The organism is Streptomyces sp. V1I1, from assembly GCF_030817355.1.
Taxonomy (GTDB): Bacteria; Actinomycetota; Actinomycetes; order Streptomycetales; family Streptomycetaceae; genus Streptomyces.
The window spans coordinates 7,962,595-7,984,694 of record NZ_JAUSZH010000001.1 but is presented as its reverse complement, the minus strand read 5'-3'; the positions used below and the strand labels follow the sequence as shown (position 1 = coordinate 7,984,694).

The window sequence follows — 22,100 nt, the reverse complement described above, 5'->3', positions numbered from 1 at the left end:
CGTCGCCGGACGTTGCCTACGTCCCCGCCTTCTCCCATCCAGGAGCACACCATGCCCCCCATCAAGGTGCTGTACGGGCAGCCCACCCCCGAAGAACTGGCCGCCGTCATCGCTGTGGTCCAAGCCCGCGCCGCCACCGCGGCAGCCCCCGAACCACCCCGCAGCCCCCCGGTCTCCGCTTGGACCGATCGCGCCGCCGCCATCGCCCTACGTCGACGGACGCTCCCCCGCCTGATCAGTCTCACCACCCCAACACCCGCCGAACCGACCCGCTGAACCGCCGAGCACCATTCACCCGCGTCCTCGCGCTCTCACTGATGTACGTCCCGACCGCGGACCCATCCTGATCGAAAGCAGCACCCGTCCCGAAGGCTCACACGACCCGGCAGACGCCGACAGATGCTTGGCCGTCCCGCCGGTGTCACTTCGCGGCGCCGTCCGGGATCAACCGAAGTCCGAGCTCGTCGGCATGACTACGATGTCGCGCACGCAAATGCGCTGCGGTAGCTTCCAGCAGGACAAGATGATTTCGGCTAACTCGTCGGCGCCGATGAAGTCTGGATGGCCGAGCCGCTCGCAGTACTCCTCGAAGCTGATTCCCATCTCGGCATGGATGTTGGTCTTGACGAAGCCTGGTGCGACGTTCACGACACGGATGTTGTTCTCGGCCTGGCCCTTCTGCAGGGAGCCCGCCAGCGAATGCAGCGCGGCCTTGCAGGCGTGATAGACCTCGCCGCCCGAGCCCGGCACGCGGTCACCGATCGAGCTCACATTGATGATCGTGCCGCTGTTGCGCGCCTTCATGTTTCCAAGAACCACGCGGATCCCGTTGAGCACTCCCTTGAAAAGCACGTCGACCTCGTAGGACATATCTGTCGGGTCCCGGGTCTCCAGCGCGCCGATCTTGAGGAAGCCCGCACAGTTGACGAGGCATTCGGTCGGCCCATGCCGGGCTTCCGCCGTGTGGACTGCTGCTTCGAGCGCGGCGTAGTCGGAGACGTCGACCGCTGCCGACATGATCTGTTCAGAAGGCAGCCCGTCGAGCGGTACGGGGTGCCGCGACACCAGCAGCAAGGGATGCTGCTCCGCTGCGAAGGCCGCCGCCACAGCCCGACCGATGCCGTGGCTCGCCCCGGTTACCACGATGAGTGGTTTCGACATGAAGCCCTCCGAGCGATTCAGCGCCACTGCGCAGTCTCACACCACCCCGATACCGGCGCCGCGCCACACGCCGCGTCAGGCATCAGCTATGCCATGGCGTTGCCCAGGTACTCGAAAGACAGCAGCGCCTTACCGCCCGCCACGGTCATGCCGTCCGGGCGGCTGCTGATCCGGGCACTCCCCCGAAGGCGGCCCGTGGATCGACGGTTGCCTGAGCGGCGTCAGTCCACGGAGAAAATGCAGGTGCGTGTGACCTCTTGCACTGGCACGCTGCGCCGGTGAACCGTGAACAGATATCCAGGCTCGCCCATGCCGATCACCCGATAAAGTCCCCGCTCGACGACGACTCGGTGCGCCAACTGCTGGAACGTGCCCTCCCCAGCGGCCACGAGCGCGTGCTCGACCTTGGCTGCGGCGGTGGGGAATGGCTTCTGCGCGCCCTGGCCACGCGCCCGCGCCTGCACGCCGATGGCGTCGACATCTCTGAGGACGCCCTGGCGTACGCCCGTGAGGCCGCGAGCAACCTCGGAGTTCAAGAGCGCCTCGTTCTCCACCGCCAGGAGGCCGCCGACTTCGCCTCCTCGGACTCGTTCGACCTGGTACTCAGTGTCGGGGCCACACATGCGTTCGGCGGCCTGCTTCCCACCCTCGCGTCGGCACGCAAGCACCTGGCTCCCGGCGGACGCGTCCTTATCGGTGAGGGATTCTGGGACCGCGACCCCTCCCACGAGGCCGTCGAGATGCTCGGGGACTTCACCGACCTGGCGACCACCGTGGACCACGTCGTCGCCGACGGGTGGACACCCGTCTACGGGCACGTCAGCACGCGCCAAGAGCTGGACGACTACGAATGGACCCTGTGGGGGACGCTGGCCTCGTGGGCACTGGATCACCCTGCCGATCCGGACAGCTCCCAGGCGCTCGCGCTGGCCACGACCCGCCGCGCCGAATGGCTGCGCGTCTACCGCGACACCTGGGGCTTCGTCTGCATGGTCCTGCGTCAGACGTCCGACTGACCCTGGACAAGCCCCGCGACCGCAGCCGCGCCCCGGACACGCCGGGGCCGGGGAGGCCGTCCCGTGCTTCGGCCCTGGCGCTCAGGCCACCGCGCCGGATCGCTCGACGAGGCGTCCGGCCTCGAAGCGGGATCCGGCGCGGACGAAGGCGACCAGCGGCTGTCGCGCCGCTGAGAGTGCCGACACCGCCCGCGCGGGCGAGATCATCAGCGGAGCGGACACCCGGCGCGATGGCAATGGCGCAATCAGCCGACGCACAGGACAAGTACGCAGACCTGCCCCGGTGACGTGGCTGTCGGCGCAGGGCTCGCAGTCGACGTGTCCCCCGCGGAGTTGTCGTCGGAGGCAGCCGGGGGCTTGGTCGTGTGCGGGGCCGCCGGGTTGGCGTGGGGGCCGGACACTCCGCCGGCTGCGGCCGCCACGGGTGGGGTGTGGGGCTGCGGGCTCGTCGTCGCGGTGGGGTGGGCGGTGAGGGTGGTGTTCTGCGGCAGGCGCCTCGTCGGAGTAGTTGCCACGGTGCCCGTGGCATTCCGCGGTGGGCTGGTGGTCTTGGGCGGTTTGGTACTGGTGCCGTGATCCCGCGAAACACGGGCGTCAGGCTCCGCTGCCGACGAGCCGGTGGTGTGCGTCCGGGGTGTGGCCGAGGTTTCCGGCTCCGGCGCCGAGGCTGCCTGTGCGGGGTCGGTCGAAGGTCCGTCCGGCAGCCCAGCGACAGTCAGTCCCCCGCCGACGAGCGCGACCGCCGACACGACTGCGGCCCGACGCCGCTTCTTCTTCCAGATCGCCATTTGCCGACGCCGGGCCGCGCGGCCCTGCACCGCGGGGGCCGCGTGCTGGGAATCGCTGGAGGGCCCGGCGTCCGATGCGTCCGCCATCGCGTCCTCGGACGCTTCAGACACCTCGGTACCGATCGGTGCGGCATTGGAGAAGCGAGGGCCGTGGTAGGACTCCGAGGCCGGGAACTCCTCCGTGCGCCACGCCTCCCACGTCGTTGCGGTCTTTGCAGCCGCGTCACCGAGGTGAGGGACAGCCGGGGCGATGTCCGGGGCGTATGCGCCGCACCCGGGACAAACCAGGGCCCCATTGAGGGTCCGACGGCATGAGGAGCAGTAGTCCATCCGTGATCTTTCTGTGCTGACTGCGCCGCATGGACGCCGGCGACCTATTTCAAGTTCGCACGCGGGATCGAGCGGACAGTAACGCTAACGGCACCTGTCGAAGGCTGTGCGTAGCTCTTGTGGCGCTTTTGCGAAGGCTGCTTACTGGTGAGTTTGGGTTGCACGTTCGGCGGGTCGGCGCGCGGGCCGCAAGGGAGGCGAGGGCGGCGAGGGGCTCATCCCGCCCGCCGCCGCTGGTCATGCATGGCAGGGCTGAGCAACCGTTCGGCGGGGCCGACGCGCGACTCGGCCCTGTCCCGTCGAACGCAGCCGTGTGCTCTGCCCAACTGCCGCACTGCGCCCTACGCTTGTGAAGCAGGGCACGGCGAAATCGGTGAGGTGAGGCAGATGGGGTGGAGGGACGCTCTCAACGGTGCTCTCGATGTCCTCGCTCCCGGCTCACCCTCGGCAACCACGGAAGTCGAGGCGGACGGTGACTTCTTCACTCGCCTGGACCGGCACTGGCGCAACGCCTACGCGGAGCTGGGCACGCCTCCCAGAGATGTAGAGACCGGCTACACGAGCCGCGCTCACTCCCACGGTCTGGAACTCATCCGCAGGGGACGTGCTGTGGAGGCGGAGCGCGTGCTGCGCGCACTCAGTGACAGCGGAAACGCGGGAGCCCGTACGGATCTGGGCGTACTTCACTTCCGAGCGGGTGTGTTGAACCTTGCCGAACAGGAGTGGCAACAAGCTGCAGGCCAAGGCGACATACGGGCTGCGCACTATCTGGGCGTGCTCCTGGTGCAGCGGGGGCGGCGCACCGAAGCTGAGCAGTGGTTACGCCGGGCCTTTGAAGCAGGGAGGCCACAGGCTGCCGTCGATCTCGGACTGGTGTTGAAAAGGTCCGGGAGGCTGCAGACAGTCGAGACGTGGCTGAAGCGAGCAGCGGACAGCGGTGTCGCCGATGCGGGTGTTCTGCTGGGCCTCATCGATTACGACCGCGGGAATCTCAACGGCGCCGAAGCATCGTGGCGGCAAGCCGCCGAGCGGAGTAGCCCGGATGCCGCTCATAACCTCGGGCTGTTGCTGGCCACGAAGGGGCAGTACGCCGAGGCGCGGGAATGGATACATCGGGCCGAGGATGCAGGACATAGTTTGACGACCCGCGCCTGGTCGTTGATTCACGGTAGCGAGCGCCGCGCGGCTGGACCGGTTGTCGGGCCGGAAGCTCCATCTCACGGCCAGGACGAACCCGACGCCGTGAAGCATCGGGACCGCTGATGGCCGCCCGGCGCGAACAGCGCGATGAAGGCCCAGGCCCACGCTGGGACGCAAGCGTGGCCAAGGAGTGGGAGGCAGTCAAGCCAGGACTCGCAGCCGAGATCTGGGCGGAATTCCGTACGGATGAGCGCCACCGTCGACGGCTGGCGTGGGCAGCCGTGGGCCAGCGGGCTGTCGGCCAGCTGTTCGCACTCGTCTCCGTCGGCGGCATGCTGGTCTTCGCCAAATACAGCCTGGACGCGGGGGAACCTCTCGTCGCCGCATTCGCGGTCGGTGCCCCGTCCATATCTCTCGCCGTGATCTTCGGCCTGTCGCGTATGCCAGGACGGACCTTGGAGAACGCTCTGACCCGACCGGTCCGCCGCGTAACGGCAGTGACAGCCGGCGCCCAGCAACCCCCCGCCGAGCCCACAACTCCGACCGGCCCGCCACCGGGGACCCTCTAGGGCCTGCGGCAAGCCGCGATCCGCGGCATGTCGGCGAGGCGGTGTGCCTCTGGGGGCGCTGTGTCGCAACGGGTTGGCCGGCGCCTCGTGAGGCGCTCAGTCGAACAGTGAACGGGCCCGATCCCTCGTACGCTGACGGCAGGAACTGCCGTGCTGGCCAGCTGGGTTACCAGTCGCGGGAACGCCAACGCCGCACGGCTGCAGGCCGAGGCCGCAACCGAGTCACAGCGACTCGCCCGGCAGCGCCAAGCCAGGCGAGCCGCCTATGCGGCTGTCATCGACAAGGCCGTCGCCATCGGCGAGTTGTACTGGAAGATCCCCGAGGCCACCGCCGCCAGGATGCCGATCCGTACAGGTCTCAACCGGTATTTCACGCGGCAGCAACTCGACGTCCATGCCCCCACAACCCCGACAAGCGTCGGACCCGCGCTCTGTTCACCACCGGGCTGCTGGTGGCCGGTGAAGCGGACTCCACCTGGCCCGTCTGGCTCGTGTGCACCGCTGTGGTGGCGGCGGCAATTGTCTCGGGGACCAGCTCGGATACACCCTCGGTCGGGCAGCCGGCCCCGCCCTGTTTCGTCGCCCCGACTCCAGATTCTTCACCGCAGATACCTTGGACAGAGCCCGTGGGTTCTTGACGAAGTACGGCCCCGTCTCGATCGTGCTGGCCCGTTTCGTCGCCGTTGTGCGGACGTTCGTCCCTTTCGTTGCCGGGGCAAGCCGCATGGTTGACGGGGAGCAGGTAGCCAGCCAGATTCTTGGAGACGAAGCGGCCAAGATTCGTGTCGATCTCGGAGCTCTCCAGCAGTGCCTGGCCCAGCCCTCAGCACATGCCGCCGAGCATCTGACTGTTTCGCCGTCAGGGAGTTGATGACCTGGCCGACGCTGTAGACGCCCACCATGCGAGTCACTCTTGGGATGCAGAGGTCCTGGTCTTCCTTTTCGGTTCGGACATCGTCTGCCAAGTGGATCCTTTCGTCAGGGTCGTTGACGCCGGTGCGAAGCGGGAAAGAAAACGACAACGGCCGGTGAAAGTAATGGCAAGCTCAGCAAAGGCGGGGACAGGAAAAGACGACCGGAAAGGATCGCGCGCCCCCGCGGTCGAGATAAACCCCCCGGACCGTACGGCGATGGTGCCGCGCACCGTCGGCCCGGGGGCTATGCCGTCAGCTGCGCAGCGGGCCTTCGCAGGTGTAGTCGGCAGTGCCGGCGCGGCCGCTCGTCCAGAGGTCGACCCTGCCGAAGTGGCAGTTCATGTCGGTCAGATTGGTGGACGCGGGGCGAGCCCGGTCCAGGATGAAGTAGTCGACCGTCTCGGACATGTCCTTGAAGATGCGGTCAGGGCTCGATGAGTCGGTGAGGTTCGCGGTGATCCGGCCGGTGCAGATGAAACGGCGCATCCTCGGATCCGGGGCGGTCGCGCAGGTGGGACTGAGCTGGGTGGCGGTCGCGAAGGAGACGCGAACCGCTTCGGCCGAGGAGTCCCGCAGCCGGTCGTTCGGATTGAACGTGGTGTTCGGCACGAAGAGGTCGTCGACCCGGGCGATCTGTGCGTCCAGGAAGCTGTCGTACGCGCGCTGCAGCGCGGCGTCCCCGCCGAGGCGGTTGCGCCAGGCGTCGAAGGCGGCAGGGTCGTCGGCGCGCAGGTACCCGTACATCTCGCGGATCAGCGAGGGGCGCTCGGTCCAAAGGAACTCGAAGAAGGTGCCGGCATAGTCGTAGAAACGGAAGCCGTCGCCGTCGTAGGTGGCGTGCAGCAACTGGTTCACGCTCATGCGCGGCCCGCCGCCCGCCGTGTCATCGATGACGCCCTGCACCAGCGACTTGCGCACGGCGATGCCGTCGTCGCGGGTAGCGCCGTCGAAGAACTCGGCCGTGCCCTCGTCCATCGCGGTAGTGCGGTCCCCCTGGTACCACGGACCCTCACCGAAGTAACCGGGCACCGCCCAGCGGCCGTTGAGGTAGTGCGTGTACTCGTGGCGGAAGAGCTCCTCCAGGGTCAGCGAGGAGTCCTGCGGAACGCGCCGCTGGTAGGTGTAGAAGGTCGCGCCGCGTTCGATGTAGACGCCGCCGTTGTTGGTGTCCATCCCGGTGAGCAGCGGGTGGTACGTCTCGTAGTCGGCGCGCGAGGCGTAGAGCACGATGTTCAGCGAGGTGTTGGTGTCACCCGTCAGCGGCGCATCGGTGCCCAGGACGCGGTGGAACTGCGCCTTGACCTGCTTGCTCGCGTAGTAGAGCTGGTCGACGGTGGCCCGGTCCAGCCCGGTGCGGACCTTCATGGCGCCGTTGTCGTAGAGGTAGGTGTACGGGAAGATGCGGCGCTCGATGTCGTCCTTGCACACCCCGTACGGCTTGCATGCCTCGTAGAAGTTGAGCCAGCTCGCCACCTTGGCCCAAGGCTGGCTGCCTTCGCCGAAGTTGCGCGTGGTGATGGGCAGCAGCGCGCCCAGGCCGGAGACGGTCTCGGACTTCACTGCCTCGATCTGGCCGAAGCGGCCGTACTCGCCGAGCGCATCCCGTACCACCCACTCGTTCGCCGTGCCCTTGAGGTGGGTGTAAGCAGCGAACTTCCTGAAGACGTTGCGGTAGGTCGTGTTCCGGGCGGCCAGTGCGCGGAAGGAGGTGTCGTTGTTGCCCGGGTAGATCCCCAGGTAGTTGACGGAGAGCCCGGCAAGCGCGGCGCCGCCCCACGCGGGGTCCTTGTAGGTGGTGGGGTGGTACTGGTCCAGCATGGCCAGCACCTTCTGGATCAGTCCGAGCTGGGAGTGGCGCAGCCCCGGGCCGCTGCCGGCATAGAGGGCTTCGCGCAGGGAGTCGGCGTTGGTGCGTGTCACGGTGAAGGAGCGGGCCGCTGTCCCGAAGGCGTTGATGGCGCGGCGCATGGCCTCGGTGGTGGGTGCGTCGGTGACGTCGATCTCGCTGCGTGAGAAGTCGTGGTAGACCACGGCGTGGAGGTAGGTGAGCATCTCCAGCAGATGGTTGCCGTTCTTCCCGTCATGGGCCGGGGAGAGCGTGGATATCCGGCGGGAGACGGCCTGGACGTGGGCGTCGGACATGACGGGGGCCAGGCGGGCGTCCCAGGTCCAGATGACGTCGCGCAGACAACCGTCAGCGGTGACGGCCGGATCGGCGAGGAAGTCGGCGAACTGCTCCGGGCCCAGAGGGGTGATGCCGTCCAGCGTGCAGGGAACCGCGGGAGCGCCGGCTGCCGTCGTGGCCCTGCCTGCCGTATGGGCGCCGGGGGTACGGCCCTGCGGCAGCCCGCCGGGAGCGGGCGCGGTGCGGGCCGTGAACTTGGGTGCTGCGGCGAGGCGTTCCACTTCGTCGTGCGGGTTGTGGCGGTCGACGGGCCCGGCGGGAGCGGCGGCCGGCGTCGGCCCCCCGGGCGCCGCGGAGGCCTGGACGAGTGGTGCGAGGGAGGCCAGCAACGCTGCGGCCGCTGTCACTGCGGCCAGCAGAGGTCTGGGTGCGTATCCGTCTCGAGACACCGATGTCTCCTGAGTGGGGGTTCGGAGGATGAAGTGCCGTGGCCACAGACGGATGTTGGTGGCATGTCATCATCAGCTCCGCCATGTGATGCGTAACGTAGTAATGTGACATTGCACTGACAACCCCTGTGCACACCCCACTTCGCGGAACCCTGTTCGAAGGGGACGACTCCGGTGACCAAACCGGCGCCCGGCGAACTCCTCCTGCCCGCTGCCCCGTTCACCCTGTCCCGCCGCCCCGGCTCCCCCCCTCACGCCCGGCTGTTCGCCCGCCAGCTGATGTCCGGCGCGCTGTCGCGAACACCCCAACCCTGGATGGGCGAACTCCTCGACGGCTGACCGAGGGCGAGCACGGCTCCGTCAGGCCGCCTGCGCTCCACCCACCGACCGCCGGCGAACTGGGCCGCACGGACCTGGAGTTCCACTCCACGCCCCCACCGCACCCTCACCACCTGCGAAAGCAACGTGACATTGTACTCTGGTGAACCGCGGCGGCACGGAAGGAACACCATGGGGCACCTGAAGCAGCGCAACCTTGTCACCGCCCGGGAGCCGCTGCGCGACCAGGTGGCTCATGCTCTGCGCGCCGCGCTCATCTCCGGCGAACTCCGCCCGGGCGAGGTCTACTCGGCGCCAGGGCTCGCGGAGGACTTCGGCGTCTCCGCCACCCCCGTGCGTGAGGCGATGCTCGACCTGGCCCGCGAGGGTCTCGTTGAACCGGTGCGGAACAAGGGATTCAGAGTCACCGAAGTCAATGAACGCGATCTCGACCAGTACACCGAGATCCGCACCCTGATCGAGGTCCCGATGATCGGCCGGATCACCCTCAGCGCCTCCCCCGAAGACCTGGAGGCACTGCGGCCGGTGGCCGAGGAGATCGTCCGCGCCGCCCGCGAACACGACCTCATCGGCTATCTGGAGGCCGACCGCCAGTTCCATCTCACCCTGCTCGCCCTCACGGGCAACGAGCGTCTCGTCGAGACAGTCGGCGACCTGCGCAAGCGCTCCCGCCTCTATGGACTGACGGCACTGGACGAACGCAACCAGCTGCTGCCGTCCGCCGAGGAGCACCTGGAGCTCCTCGATCTGATGCTGGCCGGTGACGCACAGGCCGCCGAGGCCTGCATGACCCGGCACCTGGGCCATGTGCGCTCCCTGTGGGCGAAGGGCCTCAAGGACGCCGAGATCCCAGCAGCGCGCCGGCCCAGGCGGAAGCCCGCCACCACCGGCTGACAGTCGGCCCCGGCGCCCCCGCCATCTCACCGGCCGCATCGAGCTCGTGCAAGACGCGCTGCGCCATCCCGCTATCGGTTCAGACCCCCGAACAACGCCACACAGACGCCGACAGCCCGCCGCCTCGCCGAAGGGCCCGGCTCAGCCGCGGAGCCAGCGCGCGAAGGCCACCGTAAGGCCCGCGACGCCCGGGACCGGTCCGGAGGCCCGGGCGCCGCTGCCGAGACGATTCACCCAGCCCCGGACGTCACGCGGCGGACGCCGCGCAAACGGGATCAGTCCTCGACGACGCCCGACTTGGCGATCGTGACCTTCGCCTTGGGGGCACCGCTGCGCGAGCCCAGGCCCTCGATCTTCTTCACAAGGTCCATGCCCTCGACGACCTCGCCGAAGACGACGTGCTTGTTGTCCAGCCAGTCGGTGACGATGGTGGTGATGAAGAACTGCGAGCCGTTGGTGTTCGGGCCCGCGTTGGCCATGGAGAGCTGGCCCGGCTTGGTGTGCTTGAGCTGGAAGTTCTCGTCGGCGAACTTCTGGCCGTAGATGCTCTTGCCGCCCGTGCCGTTACCGGCGGTGAAGTCGCCGCCCTGGAGCATGAAATCGGGGATGACACGGTGGAAGGAAGAGCCCTCGTAGCCATAGCCGTGCACGCCCGTGGCAAGCTCGCGGAAGTTCCTGGCGGTCTTGGGGACTACGTCATCGAACAGCTGGAAGACGATCCGGCCGGCGGGCTCGTCGTTAATGGTGATATCGAAGAACACGTTACTCATGGCCCCATCCTGACACCCGAAGCCACCGGAACGCACACCAGACCCACCCTGACGCCGAAAAACACCCGCTCCGCCGCGCGGCCCGCGGGGGCCGGAGGCCATGAGCGACGCACTCAGCGCCGTTGAAAACGGGGCTTCTCCGCGGGGGCGTTGAACGGCATCGCGCAGGACTAGATCCTGAGGCTTAGCCCAGAGCAGAGGTTGCGCCTGGACGAGCCTGCAGTCGCGCTGGACGTCGAGACGGCGGAGATTCTCGGGGGCGGTTCGTAGCCGAGCGGGTCCGGGCACCCATCTGACGGCAGACGACAGGGGGCACCGTGGACGTGGACAGCGAGCAGAAGAACGCCGCGGCGTGGACCGCCTACGGAACGCACCCTCTGCAGCGCAGAACCCTCGTCCCGGATCCCGAACGGCTCGACTTTGGGTTCTGGGGTACAGGCCCGGACTTTGAGGTTCTTGGCGACACGGACCGGAGGGTGCTGGATCTGGGGTGCGGGATGGGGAAGTTCGGCGCTCGTCGCCCGCGAACGCGGTGCGCTGATCGATGCCGTGGACTCCTCCCCCACCCAGCATGAGCGGGCCGTCACACGCTACGGCGGCCAGCGCGGGGTGCGCTTCGTGCTGGCCGATGCCGTGACGCACCTGCGCCGCGCCAAGCCGTACGACCTGATCTACTCCGTCCACGGTCTTGGCTACATCGATCCCGACCGGCCCCTCCCCGCCCTCGCTCAGGCCCTCAAGCGGGCGGCCGCCTGCTGTTCTCCGTCCTGCACACCAACTCCGCCGGAACGCCGCCCTCCAGCCCGATTACGCCGCGCCCCGAGATCCTGCCGCTGGCCGGCGGCGGCCGACCCACAGTCCACATGTAGGTCCTCACCCCTGACCTCTGGGAGTCCCTTCCCTGCTCACATGCCACGGTCTCGTCGTTGAACGGATCGACGTCCTTGACGCTCCCGAGCCCGCCAACCCCGTCTCCCGCCGACTCTTCCACGTACGCCGCCCGGAGAGTCTGGGAAGCTGCTCTCGTGACGGATGATGAGGTTGTCGAGGCTGTCCGCTGTTGTGCCGGGGCTCGCAGCTTGCCGGCACCAGCGACGCCGGAGGCGGTCACGGAGGCGGAGAAGGTCATCGGTTTCCCTCTTCCGCCGCTGCTGCGGCGCCTCTATCTGGAGGTGGCGAACGGAGGCTTCGGCCCCGCCGAGGGCATACTGGGCGTTCGCGGAGGGGCTTCCCAGGGCGACTGGAGCGACCTCGCAGAGATCTATCAAGGGGGGCCGGATCCTTCCGGTCGGATCCCTGCCGGCCTGGTACCGGTCTACGACTGGGGCTGCACCATTTGGTCCCTGGTGGACTTCCGCGATCCGGCCGGGCCAATGTGGTGTACCCACGAGGGCGAGCACTGGCATCAGGGTATGAACTTGGCGGACTGGCTGAGTGCAACTATGGCGGGCGCACTGACCGTTGACAGCTTGCTCGACAGCCAATCTGCACATTGAGAGGGGACAATCGCGCATACGTCCGCTGACTTCTCGGGCGATTGGTCAAGTCGGGTTCTCTCCTCACGGCCGGTTACGGAGCGCCGGTGAGGCAGGCACGAGGCTGTCGCTCACCTCATGCTCAGCGGTGGTCAAGAGCGCGCTCTGGCCATGTGCCAAGCTCAGCCCTGGGCGTGCTGTTGCGAGAGGGGTCAGTGCAGGAGATAGAGGGCGAGGGCGCCGCCCGACTCAGCGATGCGGGCGACGCGGGCGTAGCCGCGGACAGTGGCGTACGCACCGGTGCCGCCGGTGACGGCGATGTCGAAGTCGCTGGGCGGGGTGCCAATGGGGCTGGTCTTCAGGTGTTGCCATGACACCTGCCCACGGGGAAGGCTGAAGGTGCCCGAGCAGTGGGTGGTTTCTGCTGCCACTCGAGTGCACACCGCCCCCTCGGTGCCATAGCCGGCACCGTTGCGGAAGAGATTCGCGGTGATGATGATCTGATCGCCGATCCCCGGTCCGGATGTACCGTTGTCGACCACTGTGGTTCCCGTGCTCGTCGACGTCAGTCGGATGACCTCTGTGCGCCCTCTGCCCATGCCCCTGTCCAGGGAGTACGGATCATGGGATGCAGAGGCAGAACCCGCGAGAGCTGCCAGCGAGACCGCCGTTGCCGCCACCACACCCCACTTTGAAACGGAAAGCATTCTTCCTCCCCTTATACAAGTGGCTTTTTGGGTGCGCTTCAGAATTGCCATTGTCTGATCTAGCGTCAATTACCAAACGCATCCAAAATGCCTGGTTCATCCATTCGGCCGCCTCTCGCCGCATCGCCAGGACGATGGCCTCGTTCGGCCGCTCCTAACCCGGCGGCAGCGGTGCGGTGAGGGGGCGGGGCAGGGCTCCCCGGGAACGTGGCCGCCGATGTGTCGGCGGCCACGTCGGCTTCGCCTCTACGGCGCCAACTCGTACGCCCCGGAAAGCGCCCGAGCTGTCGGCCGCGTCCTCGCGGATTCCTCCATCGTCTGGGAGGACTGCGGTAACTGAACGACGGACGGCCCGGCGGTGCTCATGAGAGCCCAGTGAGCCGCTGCCGCTCGGGGCGGGCAGGCCGCCCGCGCAGAGGTGGGAGCCCTGCGGGAGGCAGTCAATGCGGCCTGTCACGTGAGGAGGTGGCAGCTGCGCCGATCTGCTTGCCGACTTCTTGATCGGCCCGGTCAACGAGGATCATCGCCACATCGTCCGCCAAGGGACCCTCAGTGTGGCGGATCAATGCCTGGTGCGGTTCTTCCAGGGACTCCGGCGGGGTGGCGCGCCGGCGCGTATCCCCTCCATGGTCTCCGGCAGGGCGAAGAAGTCGTTGTCGCGATTGCGGGCTTCGATCACGCCGTCGGTGTACAGCAGCAGACGGTCGCCGGGTACGAACGGATAGCTCTCGGGCTTGGCGGGAGGGCCGTTGAAGAGGTCTTCCAGGCCGAGAGGCGGCAGTGGCGAGGCGGGCATCAGGGCCTGACCCCTGCCCTGGTGCAGCACCAGCGGAGGCGGATGGCCACGGTTGACCAGGCACCACGGGTTCGTCCGGCACCTGGGCCACGAGCGCGGTGGTGAACCCCTCCATCAGGACTTCCTGAGCGTACGCACCCGGGACGGCGATCTCCCGTCGCGGCGCGGCCGCGCAGGGTTCATGACCTCCACCAGGTCATCCTCGCAGTGCGCGGCCTCGCGAAACGCGCCCAGCGCCACCGCGACCGCGCGCATGACAGACAGCCCCTTGCCCCGGACATCCCCCACGATCATCCGGCCGCCGTACCGCGTCTCCACGGCCTCGTACAGATCACCGCCGACCTGTGCCCCCGTCCCAGCTGCGGGGCACAGGCTGGCCGCCCGGACCGGGCCCAGCCGCGCGGGTACAGCCCGCAGTACGACCCCCTGGGCCGCCACGGGGGATCCGGCGAACCTGGTCGAGCTCGCTCTGCCTCGCGTCTGCACGGCGCTGCTCATGATGTATCCGGCCACGGACACCAGGGCCAGAGCCAGGAAGTTGGTATAGACCTGAAGGATGCCCCAGGCCTGGTTGTAGGTGGCGGTGGTCACGCTGATCGCTAGTTCGCGGCGCTCGTCGCCCGCGAACGCAGTGCGCTGATCGATGCCGTGGACTCCCTCCCCCACCCAGCATAAGCGGGCCGTCACACGCTACGGCGGCCAGCGCGAGGTGCGCTTCGTGCTGGCCGATGCCGTGACGCACCTGCGCCGCGCCAAGCCGTACGGCCTGATCTACTCCGTCCACCGTCTTGGCTACATCGAACCCGACCTCCTCCCCGCCCTCGCTCAGGCCCTCAAGCGGGCGGCCGCCTGCTGTTCTCCGTCCTGCACACCAACTCCGCCGGAACGCCGCCCTCCAGCCCGATTACGCCGCGCCCCGAGATCCTGCCGCTGGCCGGCGGCGGCCGACCCACAGTCCACATGTGGGTCCTCACACCTGACCTCTGGGAGTCCCTTCCCTGCTCACATGCCACGGTCTCGTCGTTGAACGGATCGACGTCCTTGACGCTCCCGAGCCCGCCAACCCCGTCTCCCGCCGACTCTTCCACGTACGCCGCCCGGAGGGGTGAGGTGCGCCAACACCCGTCCTTGTAGGATCTGTTATGCCCGACCGAACCCGCCAGGGCAGAAGGCCTGGGACATCCGATGGACGTCCTGGAGTCGACACGCCGGCTCGGCGCCGGACTGCTGCCGCTCCCGGGCCGCGTCGCCGCCTGAATCTCCGCAGCGCGGCTGGACGCGGATACGTCGGGCAGCCGCACGTACGTCCCCTCTCCGGACCTTAGGCACTAATCGGCGTCGATTTGTGGGCCGTTCGGCGATCCCCGGCTCGGCTCAGCGCTCCGCCGGGCAATTGGCGCAGCTCGGCTGTGCTCCACCGGGGGGAAATTCTGGGGACTCGCCAGCAGGCTCACTCCGCTGGGCTCCCCTCCGCCTACGTTTCCGATGGCAGGTATGTTCCATTCCGACCAGGGAGAGCCGATGGCTGAACGCACTGTGCATCGACGCGGTTATCGAGAAGGCCTCGGCGGTGAGATGGTTGCCGAGTTCCTGGGAACGTTCGTCCTGCTTCTGCTGGGCATCGGGTCGGTGGCCGTCGCAGTCGTCGGTCTGCCCGGCTCAGGCCGACAAACCGCGGACTTCGGGGCCGACAACTGGCTCATCATCTCGTGGGGCTGGGGCCTCGCCGTGGTATTCGGCGTATACGTGGCCGGCGGCATCAGCGGCGCCCACCTCAACCCCGCGGTGACCCTCGCCTTCGCGGTTCGAAGGGATTTCCCCTGGCGGAAGGTCCTGCCCTACTGGCTGGCGCAGGTCGTGGGCGCCTTCGTCGCCGCCGCGCTCGTCTACGCGTCCTACAGGTGGGCGATCGACGCGGCCAACGCCAAGGCGGGAGTCCCGCGGGACAAATCTCTCGGCACATATTCGATCTTCGCCACATTCCCCGCCGAATACTTCGGAGCTTCATGGTGGGGACCCCTGCTCGACCAGATCGTGGGGACCGGAATCCTGCTTCTGCTGATCTGTGCACTCATCGACACCCGCAATACGGCTCCGATGTCCAATCTCGGCCCGTTCCTCATCGGCCTGGTGGTCGTCGCGATCGGTTTGACCTTCGGCACCAACGCCGGGTACGCGATCAATCCCGCACGGGACTTCGGCCCCCGATTGTTCACATTCTTCGAAGGCTGGGGATCTATTGCCCTCCCCGGGAGTTTCGAATGGTTCAGCGGCTACTGGTGGATTCCCATTGTCGGTCCACTCATCGGCGGAGTCATCGGTATCGTCGTGTACGACCTGCTCATCACTCCGCTGATCAAGGCCAGGAACGGCTTGACCGAAGAAGGACCCGCCACCGAAGAGCCCTAGATGTATTGCCCAGTAGGGGGCAACACGGAACCGCCGCGAGCGCGTTCCACCGGGGGAAAGCCACATCAGGCGCCGGTCTGCAGCGGCATGATCCAGTTCGTGAAGCCGGCGACACGCGGTGCGCCGTAGGTTCCACGCGATCCCATGTGGACGTTGGTGATCTGCTCCGTCAGCTCAGCGTCGCGGAGCGCGCGGGGACCAGGCTTGCCGGTGATGCGGGCGAGAAGGCGGTCCGGGAGACCTTCAGCAGCATCACGGTGCCGTGCATCGTGAACGCCTGATTGAACTGCTCGTTCGACAAAAACTGCATGCCCGAGCAGGCGCGCTGACAGGCATCGGCTGATCGCACGAGGGCCGACTTGCCCACCGCGCCGGACCCAACGCCGGTTTGCATATTTATGCGCCTTATGTCATAGTTTTGCCATGCATAGCCCTCTACCCGAGGAAAACGACCTGATGCCCACTGGAGCCCACCCCAACGCTCCCGCCCCCCGAGCGAACATCGCCCTAGCTCGCGACTGCGACGAGTGCCGCGGCTGGGGGAGCGTGGTGAACGATGGCCGCCACGAGATCTGCCCCGTCTGCCAGACCCCGAGTGCCTGACCGACGAGGTGTCCCGGTCCGGCGGCACGTGCTGCGCCCGGGCCAGGAGTCGGTGCCGATCTCGAGGCGCCAAGCCGCCACGGCGGCCACGCCGGACCGCCGCATACAGTTTCGCCTTCGACATGGCGTGGTGAGCACTTTCACCAAGCGCATCAGGTGCTGGGCCGACACGAGCCGGTTTCACGGCTCCTAACTGCGGTTTCCCGCTGACGGGCGCCCTAAAGGTCGGCTGACGGCTGTGGTCAGGGTTCGAACCGGAGATGCCGCTCGGCATCGCCCCGTGGGCTCCCCGCGCCGCTCTCTCCCTCCCCCGCGACGACGCGGGCGTCGGTCTCCGAGCCGGTCGAGTGCGGGACCACGCCGCCTCGCATGCGGCCGACTCTTGATCGTCATACGATGACGTCTTGGGGGACTCGGGCAAGCGACGGCCGGTCCTGAGCCGGCAGGAAGCGGGCTCCCATGGCTGAGCGTCTTAGAAGATCAGGGCTGGTCGGCGAGCTTTCAGCCGAATTCGCCGACACTCTGATTCTCATCCTCCCCGGGCGGCCTCGAAATCACGACAGCGTCGGGATCCGTGGGTGCTCCGCCGGCGGCCACTTGAGCCACCACACCGCAACCGAAGATGGTAGGCATCGGCATGGGCCGGGGCACCGACGCGGGATACGCAATCAACCCGGCTCGTGACTTCGGTCCCCGGCTGGCCAGCTTCTTCACCGGGTACGGCGGAGCGTGGCGAGATCAGTGCGGAAGCTTCTACTTCTGGGTGCCGATCATCGGTCCGCTGATCGGCGGCCCTGCTCGGAGCGTTCCTGTACAAGTTCCTCATCAGCCGGTTCCTGCCGACCGCGGAGCCGGAGCCCTCGGACGCGTCCCGACCCCCGAGGGCTGACCGGCCCTGCGTGAGGCCGCAACCAGTCCATCCCACAAGAGAGGCGGCATTGCCATGGCGGACTTCGTCGGCGCAGTGGACCAGGGAACCACCAGCACCCGTTTCATGATCTTCGACCATGACGGCAACGAAGTGGCGAAGCACCAGCTGGAGCACGCCCAGATACTCCCGCGCTCGGGGTGGGTCGAGCACGACCCGGTGGAGATCTGGGAACGCACCAATTCGGTGATCCAGAACGCCCTCCGGCACGGGAACCTGTCCCCGTCCGACCTGGCGGCGATCGGCATCACCAACCAGCGGGAGACAACCGTCGTCTGGGACCCCCGCAACGGCCGTCCCTACTACAACGCCATCGTCTGGCAAGACACCCGCACCGACTCCATTGCGGCCGCCCTGGAACGCTCGGGCCAGGGCGACGTCATCCGCCGCAAGGCGGGACTGCCGCCGGCCACCTACTTCTCCGGCGGCAAGATCAAGTGGATTCTGGAGAACGTCGACGGCGTCCGCGAGGCGGCCGAGCAGGGCCATGCCCTCTTCGGCAACACGGACTGCTGGGTGCTGTGGAACCTCACCGGGGGCCCCGACGGCGGAATCCACGCCACCGACGTGACCAACGCCAGCCGCACCATGCTGATGAACCTGGAAACCCTCGACTGGGACGACGAGTTGCTGGGCTTCTTCGACATCCCCCGGGCGATGCTGCCCACCATCAGCCCGTCCTCCCACCGGGAGGCGTTCGGGGAGACCCGCACCTCCCGGCCGCTGCGCGCCGCCATCCCCATCACCGGGGTGCTCGGCGACCAGCAGGCGGCCACCGTCGGGCAGGTCTGCTACGCGCCCGGCGAAGCCAAGAACACCTACGGCACCGGCAACTTCCTGGTGCTGAACACCGGCACCGAACTGGTCCGCTCGCAGCACGGTCTTCTCACCACCGTGGCGTACCAGTTCGGCGACAGCCCGGCGATCTACGCCCTGGAGGGGTCCATCGCGGTCACCGGGTCCGCGGTGCAGTGGCTGCGCGACCAGTTGAAGATCATCAAGACCGCCGCCGAGAGCGAGACGCTGGCCCGCACGGTCGAGGACAACGGCGGCATGTACTTCGTCCCCGCCTTTTCGGGCCTGTTCGCCCCGTACTGGCGCTCCGACGCCCGCGGCGCGATCGTCGGCCTCGCCCGGTACAACGACAACGGCCACCTGGCGCGCGCCGCCCTGGAAGCCATCTGCTATCAGAGCCGCGACGTGGTGGAGGCCATGGAGCAGGACTCCGGCGTCCATCTGGACGTGCTCAAGGTCGACGGCGGCGTGACGGCCAACGACCTGTGCATGCAGATCCAGGCCAATGTCCTCGGCGTACCGGTCAGCCGCCCGGTCGTCGCCGAGACCACCGCGCTCGGTGCCGCCTACGCGGCCGGTCTGGCCACCGGCTTCTGGGGGGACACCGACGAGCTGCGCACCCATTGGCAGGAGTCCAAGCGCTGGGAGCCCGAGTGGTCCGAGGAGCAGCGCGCGGAAGGATACGCGGGCTGGAAGAAGGCGGTGGAGCGCACGCTCGACTGGGCCAAGGTCGAATAGGCCCAGGCCCGCGGCGCCCGCGGGATGCCCCCGGCCACGGGCGCAGCGCACGAGGCAGCACGAGTAGGCGTCCGATAGGAGTCCGATAGGAGTCCGATGGTGAATCCGGTGGCTCTCTCGCCCGAGGCACGCGCGGACGCCCTCGTCAGGTTGGGGGAAGGTGAGCTGGACGTCCTGGTCGTCGGTGGCGGTGTCGTGGGCGCCGGAGCAGCCCTCGACGCCGCTACCCGGGGCCTGCGAGTCGGCCTCGTCGAAGCCCGGGACTGGGCCTCGGGCACTTCCAGCCGCTCCAGCAAGCTGATTCACGGCGGCCTGCGCTACCTCGAGATGCTGGACTTCCGGCTGGTCGCCGAAGCGCTCAAGGAGCGGGGGCTGCTGCTCCAGCTCCTGGCCCCGCATCTGGTGCGGCCGGTGCCCTTCCTCTACCCGCTTCAACACCGGGTCTGGGAGCGCCCTTACGTAGGCCTCGGCGTGCTGCTCTACGACACCATGGCCGCCGCCTCGGGCACCTCCAGCGGCCTGCCGCGCCACCGCCACCTGCTCAAGCGCCAGGCCCTGCGCGAGGCGCCCGCGCTGCGCTCCGACGCCCTGGCCGGCGCGATCCAGTACTGGGACGCCCAGGTCGACGATGCCCGGCACACCATGTTCCTCGCCCGTACGGCAGCCGCCTACGGGGCACTGGCCGCCAATCGCACACGCGTCAGCCGCTTCCTGCGCCAGGGCGAGCGGGTGGTGGGCGCCGCGGTCACGGACCTGGAGACGGGCAACGAGACCGAGGTGCTCGCCAAGCAGGTCATCAACGCGACCGGCGTGTGGACCGACGACACCCAGACCATGGCCGGCACCCGCGGCCAGTTCCACGTCCGCGCCTCCAAGGGCGTGCATCTGCTGGTCCCGCGTGACCGGATCATCTCCCACACCGGGCTGATCCTGCGCACCGAGAAGAGCGTGCTGTTCGTCATTCCCTGGGGGCGGCACTGGATCATCGGGACGACCGACACCGACTGGACACTGGACAAGGCCCATCCCGCGCTGAGTTCCAAGGACGTCAGCTACCTGCTGGAACACGTCAACCGCGTTCTGGTCACGCCGCTGGCCGCGGAGGACGTCGAGGGCGTGTACGCCGGTCTGCGCCCGCTCCTGTCCGGCGAGGCCGCGGAGACCAGCAAGCTCTCCCGGGAGCACCTGGTCGCGCATCCGGTCCCCGGGCTCGTCGTGGTGGCCGGCGGCAAGTACACGACTTACCGGGTGATGGCCAAGGACGCGGTCGACGAGGCGGCCCGCGGCCTGGACGAGAAAGTGGCCGACTGCGTCACACAGCGCGTTCCGCTGCTCGGCGCCGACGGCTATCCGGCCCTGTGGAACTCCCGGCACAGCCTCGCCGAACGCTCCGGGCTGCATGTCGCCCGCATCGAGCACCTGCTGAACCGCTATGGCTCCCTGGTGCACGAACTGCTCAACATGGTCGGGGCCGACCCCTCACTCGGCGAGCCGTTGCCGAGCTCCGACGATTATCTGCGCGTCGAGGCCGTGTACGCGGTGACCCATGAGGGAGCCCGCCATCTGGACGATGTGCTCGCCCGGCGTACCCGGATTTCCATCGAGTCCTGGGACCGCGGCGTGGACGCGGCGCGCACCGTCGCCGAACTGATGGCACCTCACCTCGGGTGGGACCGGGCGCAGCAGGACCGCGAAGTCGACCACTACCTGAAGCGGGTGGCGGCCGAACGCGAGGCCCAGCAACAGCCGGACGACCAGACCGCCGACGCGGTACGACTCGGCGCCCCCGACATCATCCCGGTGCGCTGAGCGGGGGCGAAAGCCAAGAGCGGACCTGCCAGGACCTGTCCGGCCGCTCACGAGCGGAGCCAAACGCTTCGGGGCAGTCGGGAGCCCTCCGCCGGACGCCTCGGGAAAACGCGCGCTGGTCGCACAACGCCGCAAAGCCGCTTCTTCTTGCCACGCCCTCGCCCATGCACTGTCGTCGGTGCGGTCCGTATTGCCCGTGCACGGATGATCTGCTGTCCCGAATGGGTTGCAGGACCTGTACGGCGCTGTTGGACAGAGAGGGAACAGACGTGGAGACGATGATGAAGGCGGCCGTTGTCGAGCGGCCGGGACCGCCCGAGGTGCTGAGGGTGCGGACCGTCCCGCGGCCCGCGGCGCGGCCCGGCTGGACGCTGGTGCAGGTCAAGGCGTTCGGGCTCAATCGTTCGGAGCTGATGACCCGGCAGGGCCACTCACCGAGCGTCCGCTTCCCCCGGGTGCTGGGCATCGAGTGTGTCGGCGTGGTCGCCGAGTCGTCCGACTCCGGGCTGCCGCCCGGGACCACGGTGGCCGCTGTAATGGGCGAGATGGGCCGCGCCTTCGACGGCGGCTATGCCGAGTACGCGCTGCTGCCCGACGAGTTGCTCATGCCGGTGTCCACCACGTTGGACTGGGCCACCTTCGGCGCGCTGCCCGAGACCTACCTCACCGCATACGGTTCGCTCGCCGCCCTGAACATCGTCGGCGGCGGCACACTGCTGGTGCGCGGCGGCACCTCGTCGGTCGGCATGGCCGCGCTGTCGCTGGCCGCCGACCAGGGGCTGGAGACCATTGCCACCACCCGCAGTCCGGCCAAGGCGGAGCTGCTGGCTGCCCGTGGCGCCGACCACGTCGTGGTGGACACCGGCGCGATCGCCGACCAGGTACGTGCCATCCGCCCGGGCGGCCCGGACTACGTCCTCGACCTCGTGGGCGCCCCCACCCTCGTGGACTCCCTCCACCTGGCAGCCCGCGGCGGCACGGTGTGCGTCACCGGCATGCTCAGCGGCGTATGGGCCATCCCCGACTTCGAACCTGTCGCCATGATCCCCTCCGGCACCAAGCTCACCGCCTTCCACAGCCAGGACCTCCAGGGCTCCGCCGGCACCGAGGCCCTCCAGCACATCGTCGACGCCGTGTCCGAGGGCACTTACCACGCCAACCTGGACCGCGTCTTCACGCTGGAGGAAATCGCCGCCGCGCACCAGTACATGGAGACCAATCAGGCCACCGGCAAGGTCGTCGTACGTATCCCGTAACGAACAGGCACGGGGCCACGGCAGCCGACCCAACTCGCGGGTCAGGGCCTTGGCCATGTAGTCGTAGAAGGTACTCGACCCGTCATTCT

The 22,100-nt window shown here is 68.2% G+C and carries 23 protein-coding genes and 1 pseudogene; 14 read left to right on the top strand and 10 right to left on the bottom strand.

Annotated features, from left to right (window positions below; all coding sequences use genetic code 11):
* Positions 1-51 precede the first annotated feature (51 nt).
* Entirely contained in the window at positions 52-276 is a 225-nt protein-coding gene (locus QFZ67_RS37195; RefSeq protein WP_307665443.1) for an acyl-CoA carboxylase epsilon subunit, read from the top strand.
* A 168-nt stretch (positions 277-444) separates the two neighbouring features.
* Here QFZ67_RS37195 and QFZ67_RS37190 read toward each other — a convergent pair whose 3' ends face one another.
* Positions 445-1,161 carry an SDR family oxidoreductase gene (locus tag QFZ67_RS37190; protein ID WP_307665442.1) on the bottom strand — a complete coding sequence of 239 codons (717 nt, stop codon included), beginning with the start codon at positions 1,159-1,161 and terminating at the stop codon, positions 445-447.
* A 278-nt stretch (positions 1,162-1,439) separates the two neighbouring features.
* Between QFZ67_RS37190 and QFZ67_RS37185 the strand changes: the two genes are divergently transcribed.
* Positions 1,440-2,177 carry a cyclopropane-fatty-acyl-phospholipid synthase family protein gene (locus QFZ67_RS37185; protein WP_307665441.1) on the top strand — a complete coding sequence of 246 codons (738 nt, stop codon included), beginning with the start codon at positions 1,440-1,442 and terminating at the stop codon, positions 2,175-2,177.
* 81 nt (positions 2,178-2,258) lie between these two features.
* Here QFZ67_RS37185 and QFZ67_RS37180 read toward each other — a convergent pair whose 3' ends face one another.
* Both QFZ67_RS37180 and QFZ67_RS37175 read right to left on the bottom strand, forming a co-directional pair.
* Positions 2,259-2,399, bottom strand: a complete 141-nt coding sequence (locus tag QFZ67_RS37180; protein WP_307665440.1) for a hypothetical protein — start codon at positions 2,397-2,399, stop codon at positions 2,259-2,261.
* A gap of 23 nt (positions 2,400-2,422) precedes the next feature.
* Positions 2,423-3,076 carry a hypothetical protein gene (locus tag QFZ67_RS37175; protein WP_307665439.1) on the bottom strand — a complete coding sequence of 218 codons (654 nt, stop codon included), beginning with the start codon at positions 3,074-3,076 and terminating at the stop codon, positions 2,423-2,425.
* A 606-nt stretch (positions 3,077-3,682) separates the two neighbouring features.
* Here QFZ67_RS37175 and QFZ67_RS37170 point away from each other — a divergent pair.
* Together QFZ67_RS37170 and QFZ67_RS37165 are read left to right on the top strand one after the other, a co-directional pair.
* A complete protein-coding gene (locus tag QFZ67_RS37170; RefSeq protein WP_307665438.1) occupies positions 3,683-4,558 on the top strand; it encodes a lipopolysaccharide assembly protein LapB in 876 nt (291 codons plus the stop codon).
* 56 nt (positions 4,559-4,614) lie between these two features.
* Positions 4,615-5,004, top strand: a complete 390-nt coding sequence (locus tag QFZ67_RS37165; protein WP_307665437.1) for a hypothetical protein — start codon at positions 4,615-4,617, stop codon at positions 5,002-5,004.
* Between the two features lie 222 nt (positions 5,005-5,226).
* Here QFZ67_RS37165 and QFZ67_RS37160 read toward each other — a convergent pair whose 3' ends face one another.
* A complete protein-coding gene (locus QFZ67_RS37160) occupies positions 5,227-5,400 on the bottom strand; it encodes a hypothetical protein (RefSeq protein WP_307665436.1) in 174 nt (57 codons plus the stop codon).
* Between the two features lie 97 nt (positions 5,401-5,497).
* Between QFZ67_RS37160 and QFZ67_RS37155 the strand changes: the two genes are divergently transcribed.
* A complete protein-coding gene (locus QFZ67_RS37155; protein ID WP_307665435.1) occupies positions 5,498-5,875 on the top strand; it encodes a DedA family protein in 378 nt (125 codons plus the stop codon).
* A 295-nt stretch (positions 5,876-6,170) separates the two neighbouring features.
* Here QFZ67_RS37155 and QFZ67_RS37150 read toward each other — a convergent pair whose 3' ends face one another.
* Entirely contained in the window at positions 6,171-8,492 is a 2,322-nt protein-coding gene (locus QFZ67_RS37150; RefSeq protein ID WP_307665434.1) for a collagenase, read from the bottom strand.
* 174 nt (positions 8,493-8,666) lie between these two features.
* Between QFZ67_RS37150 and QFZ67_RS37145 the strand changes: the two genes are divergently transcribed.
* Both QFZ67_RS37145 and QFZ67_RS37140 read left to right on the top strand, forming a co-directional pair.
* Positions 8,667-8,831: a hypothetical protein gene (locus QFZ67_RS37145; RefSeq protein ID WP_307665433.1), complete on the top strand. Its 165-nt coding sequence runs from the start codon at positions 8,667-8,669 to the stop codon at positions 8,829-8,831.
* A gap of 171 nt (positions 8,832-9,002) precedes the next feature.
* Complete coding sequence (locus QFZ67_RS37140; protein WP_307665432.1) at positions 9,003-9,725, top strand: GntR family transcriptional regulator; 723 nt, start codon at positions 9,003-9,005, stop codon at positions 9,723-9,725.
* A 275-nt stretch (positions 9,726-10,000) separates the two neighbouring features.
* Here QFZ67_RS37140 and QFZ67_RS37135 read toward each other — a convergent pair whose 3' ends face one another.
* Entirely contained in the window at positions 10,001-10,495 is a 495-nt protein-coding gene (locus tag QFZ67_RS37135) for a peptidylprolyl isomerase (protein ID WP_307665431.1), read from the bottom strand.
* Between the two features lie 549 nt (positions 10,496-11,044).
* Between QFZ67_RS37135 and QFZ67_RS37130 the strand changes: the two genes are divergently transcribed.
* Together QFZ67_RS37130 and QFZ67_RS37125 are read left to right on the top strand one after the other, a co-directional pair.
* A complete protein-coding gene (locus tag QFZ67_RS37130; protein WP_307666106.1) occupies positions 11,045-11,425 on the top strand; it encodes a class I SAM-dependent methyltransferase in 381 nt (126 codons plus the stop codon).
* Between the two features lie 95 nt (positions 11,426-11,520).
* Positions 11,521-11,991, top strand: a complete 471-nt coding sequence (locus QFZ67_RS37125; RefSeq protein WP_307665430.1) for an SMI1/KNR4 family protein — start codon at positions 11,521-11,523, stop codon at positions 11,989-11,991.
* 191 nt (positions 11,992-12,182) lie between these two features.
* Here the strand turns inward: QFZ67_RS37125 and QFZ67_RS37120 are convergent, their stop codons facing one another.
* The 3 genes from QFZ67_RS37120 to QFZ67_RS37110 all read right to left on the bottom strand — a co-directional run bounded on the left by QFZ67_RS37120 (position 12,183) and on the right by QFZ67_RS37110 (position 14,139).
* On the bottom strand, positions 12,183-12,512 hold the full coding sequence (locus tag QFZ67_RS37120; RefSeq protein ID WP_307665429.1) for a hypothetical protein: 330 nt from the start codon (positions 12,510-12,512) through the stop codon (positions 12,183-12,185).
* Between the two features lie 727 nt (positions 12,513-13,239).
* Positions 13,240-13,503, bottom strand: a complete 264-nt coding sequence (locus tag QFZ67_RS37115) for a SpoIIE family protein phosphatase (protein ID WP_373430175.1) — start codon at positions 13,501-13,503, stop codon at positions 13,240-13,242.
* Between the two features lie 84 nt (positions 13,504-13,587).
* Positions 13,588-14,139, bottom strand: coding sequence for a hypothetical protein (locus tag QFZ67_RS37110; protein ID WP_307665427.1), 552 nt, complete (start codon positions 14,137-14,139; stop codon positions 13,588-13,590).
* Between the two features lie 855 nt (positions 14,140-14,994).
* Here QFZ67_RS37110 and QFZ67_RS37105 point away from each other — a divergent pair.
* On the top strand, positions 14,995-15,882 hold the full coding sequence (locus tag QFZ67_RS37105) for an MIP/aquaporin family protein (RefSeq protein WP_307665426.1): 888 nt from the start codon (positions 14,995-14,997) through the stop codon (positions 15,880-15,882).
* 169 nt (positions 15,883-16,051) lie between these two features.
* Here QFZ67_RS37105 and QFZ67_RS37100 read toward each other — a convergent pair whose 3' ends face one another.
* Complete coding sequence (locus tag QFZ67_RS37100; protein WP_307666137.1) at positions 16,052-16,249, bottom strand: hypothetical protein; 198 nt, start codon at positions 16,247-16,249, stop codon at positions 16,052-16,054.
* 858 nt (positions 16,250-17,107) lie between these two features.
* Here QFZ67_RS37100 and QFZ67_RS37095 point away from each other — a divergent pair.
* The 4 genes and pseudogenes from QFZ67_RS37095 to QFZ67_RS37080 form a co-directional block, all read left to right on the top strand.
* Positions 17,108-17,374: pseudogene (locus QFZ67_RS37095) on the top strand (aquaporin); the annotation flags it as partial.
* 54 nt (positions 17,375-17,428) lie between these two features.
* Positions 17,429-18,946 (top strand): glycerol kinase GlpK, encoded by a 1,518-nt coding sequence (glpK, locus tag QFZ67_RS37090; RefSeq protein ID WP_307665425.1) that lies wholly within the window; start codon positions 17,429-17,431, stop codon positions 18,944-18,946.
* 96 nt (positions 18,947-19,042) lie between these two features.
* Positions 19,043-20,755, top strand: coding sequence for a glycerol-3-phosphate dehydrogenase/oxidase (locus QFZ67_RS37085; RefSeq protein WP_307665424.1), 1,713 nt, complete (start codon positions 19,043-19,045; stop codon positions 20,753-20,755).
* Between the two features lie 278 nt (positions 20,756-21,033).
* Positions 21,034-22,011 (top strand): zinc-binding dehydrogenase, encoded by a 978-nt coding sequence (locus QFZ67_RS37080; protein WP_307666105.1) that lies wholly within the window; start codon positions 21,034-21,036, stop codon positions 22,009-22,011.
* Positions 22,012-22,100: the final 89 nt, after the last annotated feature.

Coding starts and splice junctions, on each gene's coding strand:
- QFZ67_RS37080 (WP_307666105.1), top strand. CDS start 21,034: ATGATGAAGGCGGCCGTTGTCGAGCGGCCGGGACCGCCCGAGGTGCTG.
- QFZ67_RS37085 (WP_307665424.1), top strand. CDS start 19,043: ATGGTGAATCCGGTGGCTCTCTCGCCCGAGGCACGCGCGGACGCCCTC.
- QFZ67_RS37140 (WP_307665432.1), top strand. CDS start 9,003: ATGGGGCACCTGAAGCAGCGCAACCTTGTCACCGCCCGGGAGCCGCTG.
- glpK (WP_307665425.1), top strand. CDS start 17,429: ATGGCGGACTTCGTCGGCGCAGTGGACCAGGGAACCACCAGCACCCGT.
- QFZ67_RS37170 (WP_307665438.1), top strand. CDS start 3,683: ATGGGGTGGAGGGACGCTCTCAACGGTGCTCTCGATGTCCTCGCTCCC.
- QFZ67_RS37195 (WP_307665443.1), top strand. CDS start 52: ATGCCCCCCATCAAGGTGCTGTACGGGCAGCCCACCCCCGAAGAACTG.
- QFZ67_RS37135 (WP_307665431.1), bottom strand. CDS start 10,495: ATGAGTAACGTGTTCTTCGATATCACCATTAACGACGAGCCCGCCGGC.
- QFZ67_RS37190 (WP_307665442.1), bottom strand. CDS start 1,161: ATGTCGAAACCACTCATCGTGGTAACCGGGGCGAGCCACGGCATCGGT.
- QFZ67_RS37105 (WP_307665426.1), top strand. CDS start 14,995: ATGGCTGAACGCACTGTGCATCGACGCGGTTATCGAGAAGGCCTCGGC.
- QFZ67_RS37160 (WP_307665436.1), bottom strand. CDS start 5,400: ATGGACGTCGAGTTGCTGCCGCGTGAAATACCGGTTGAGACCTGTACG.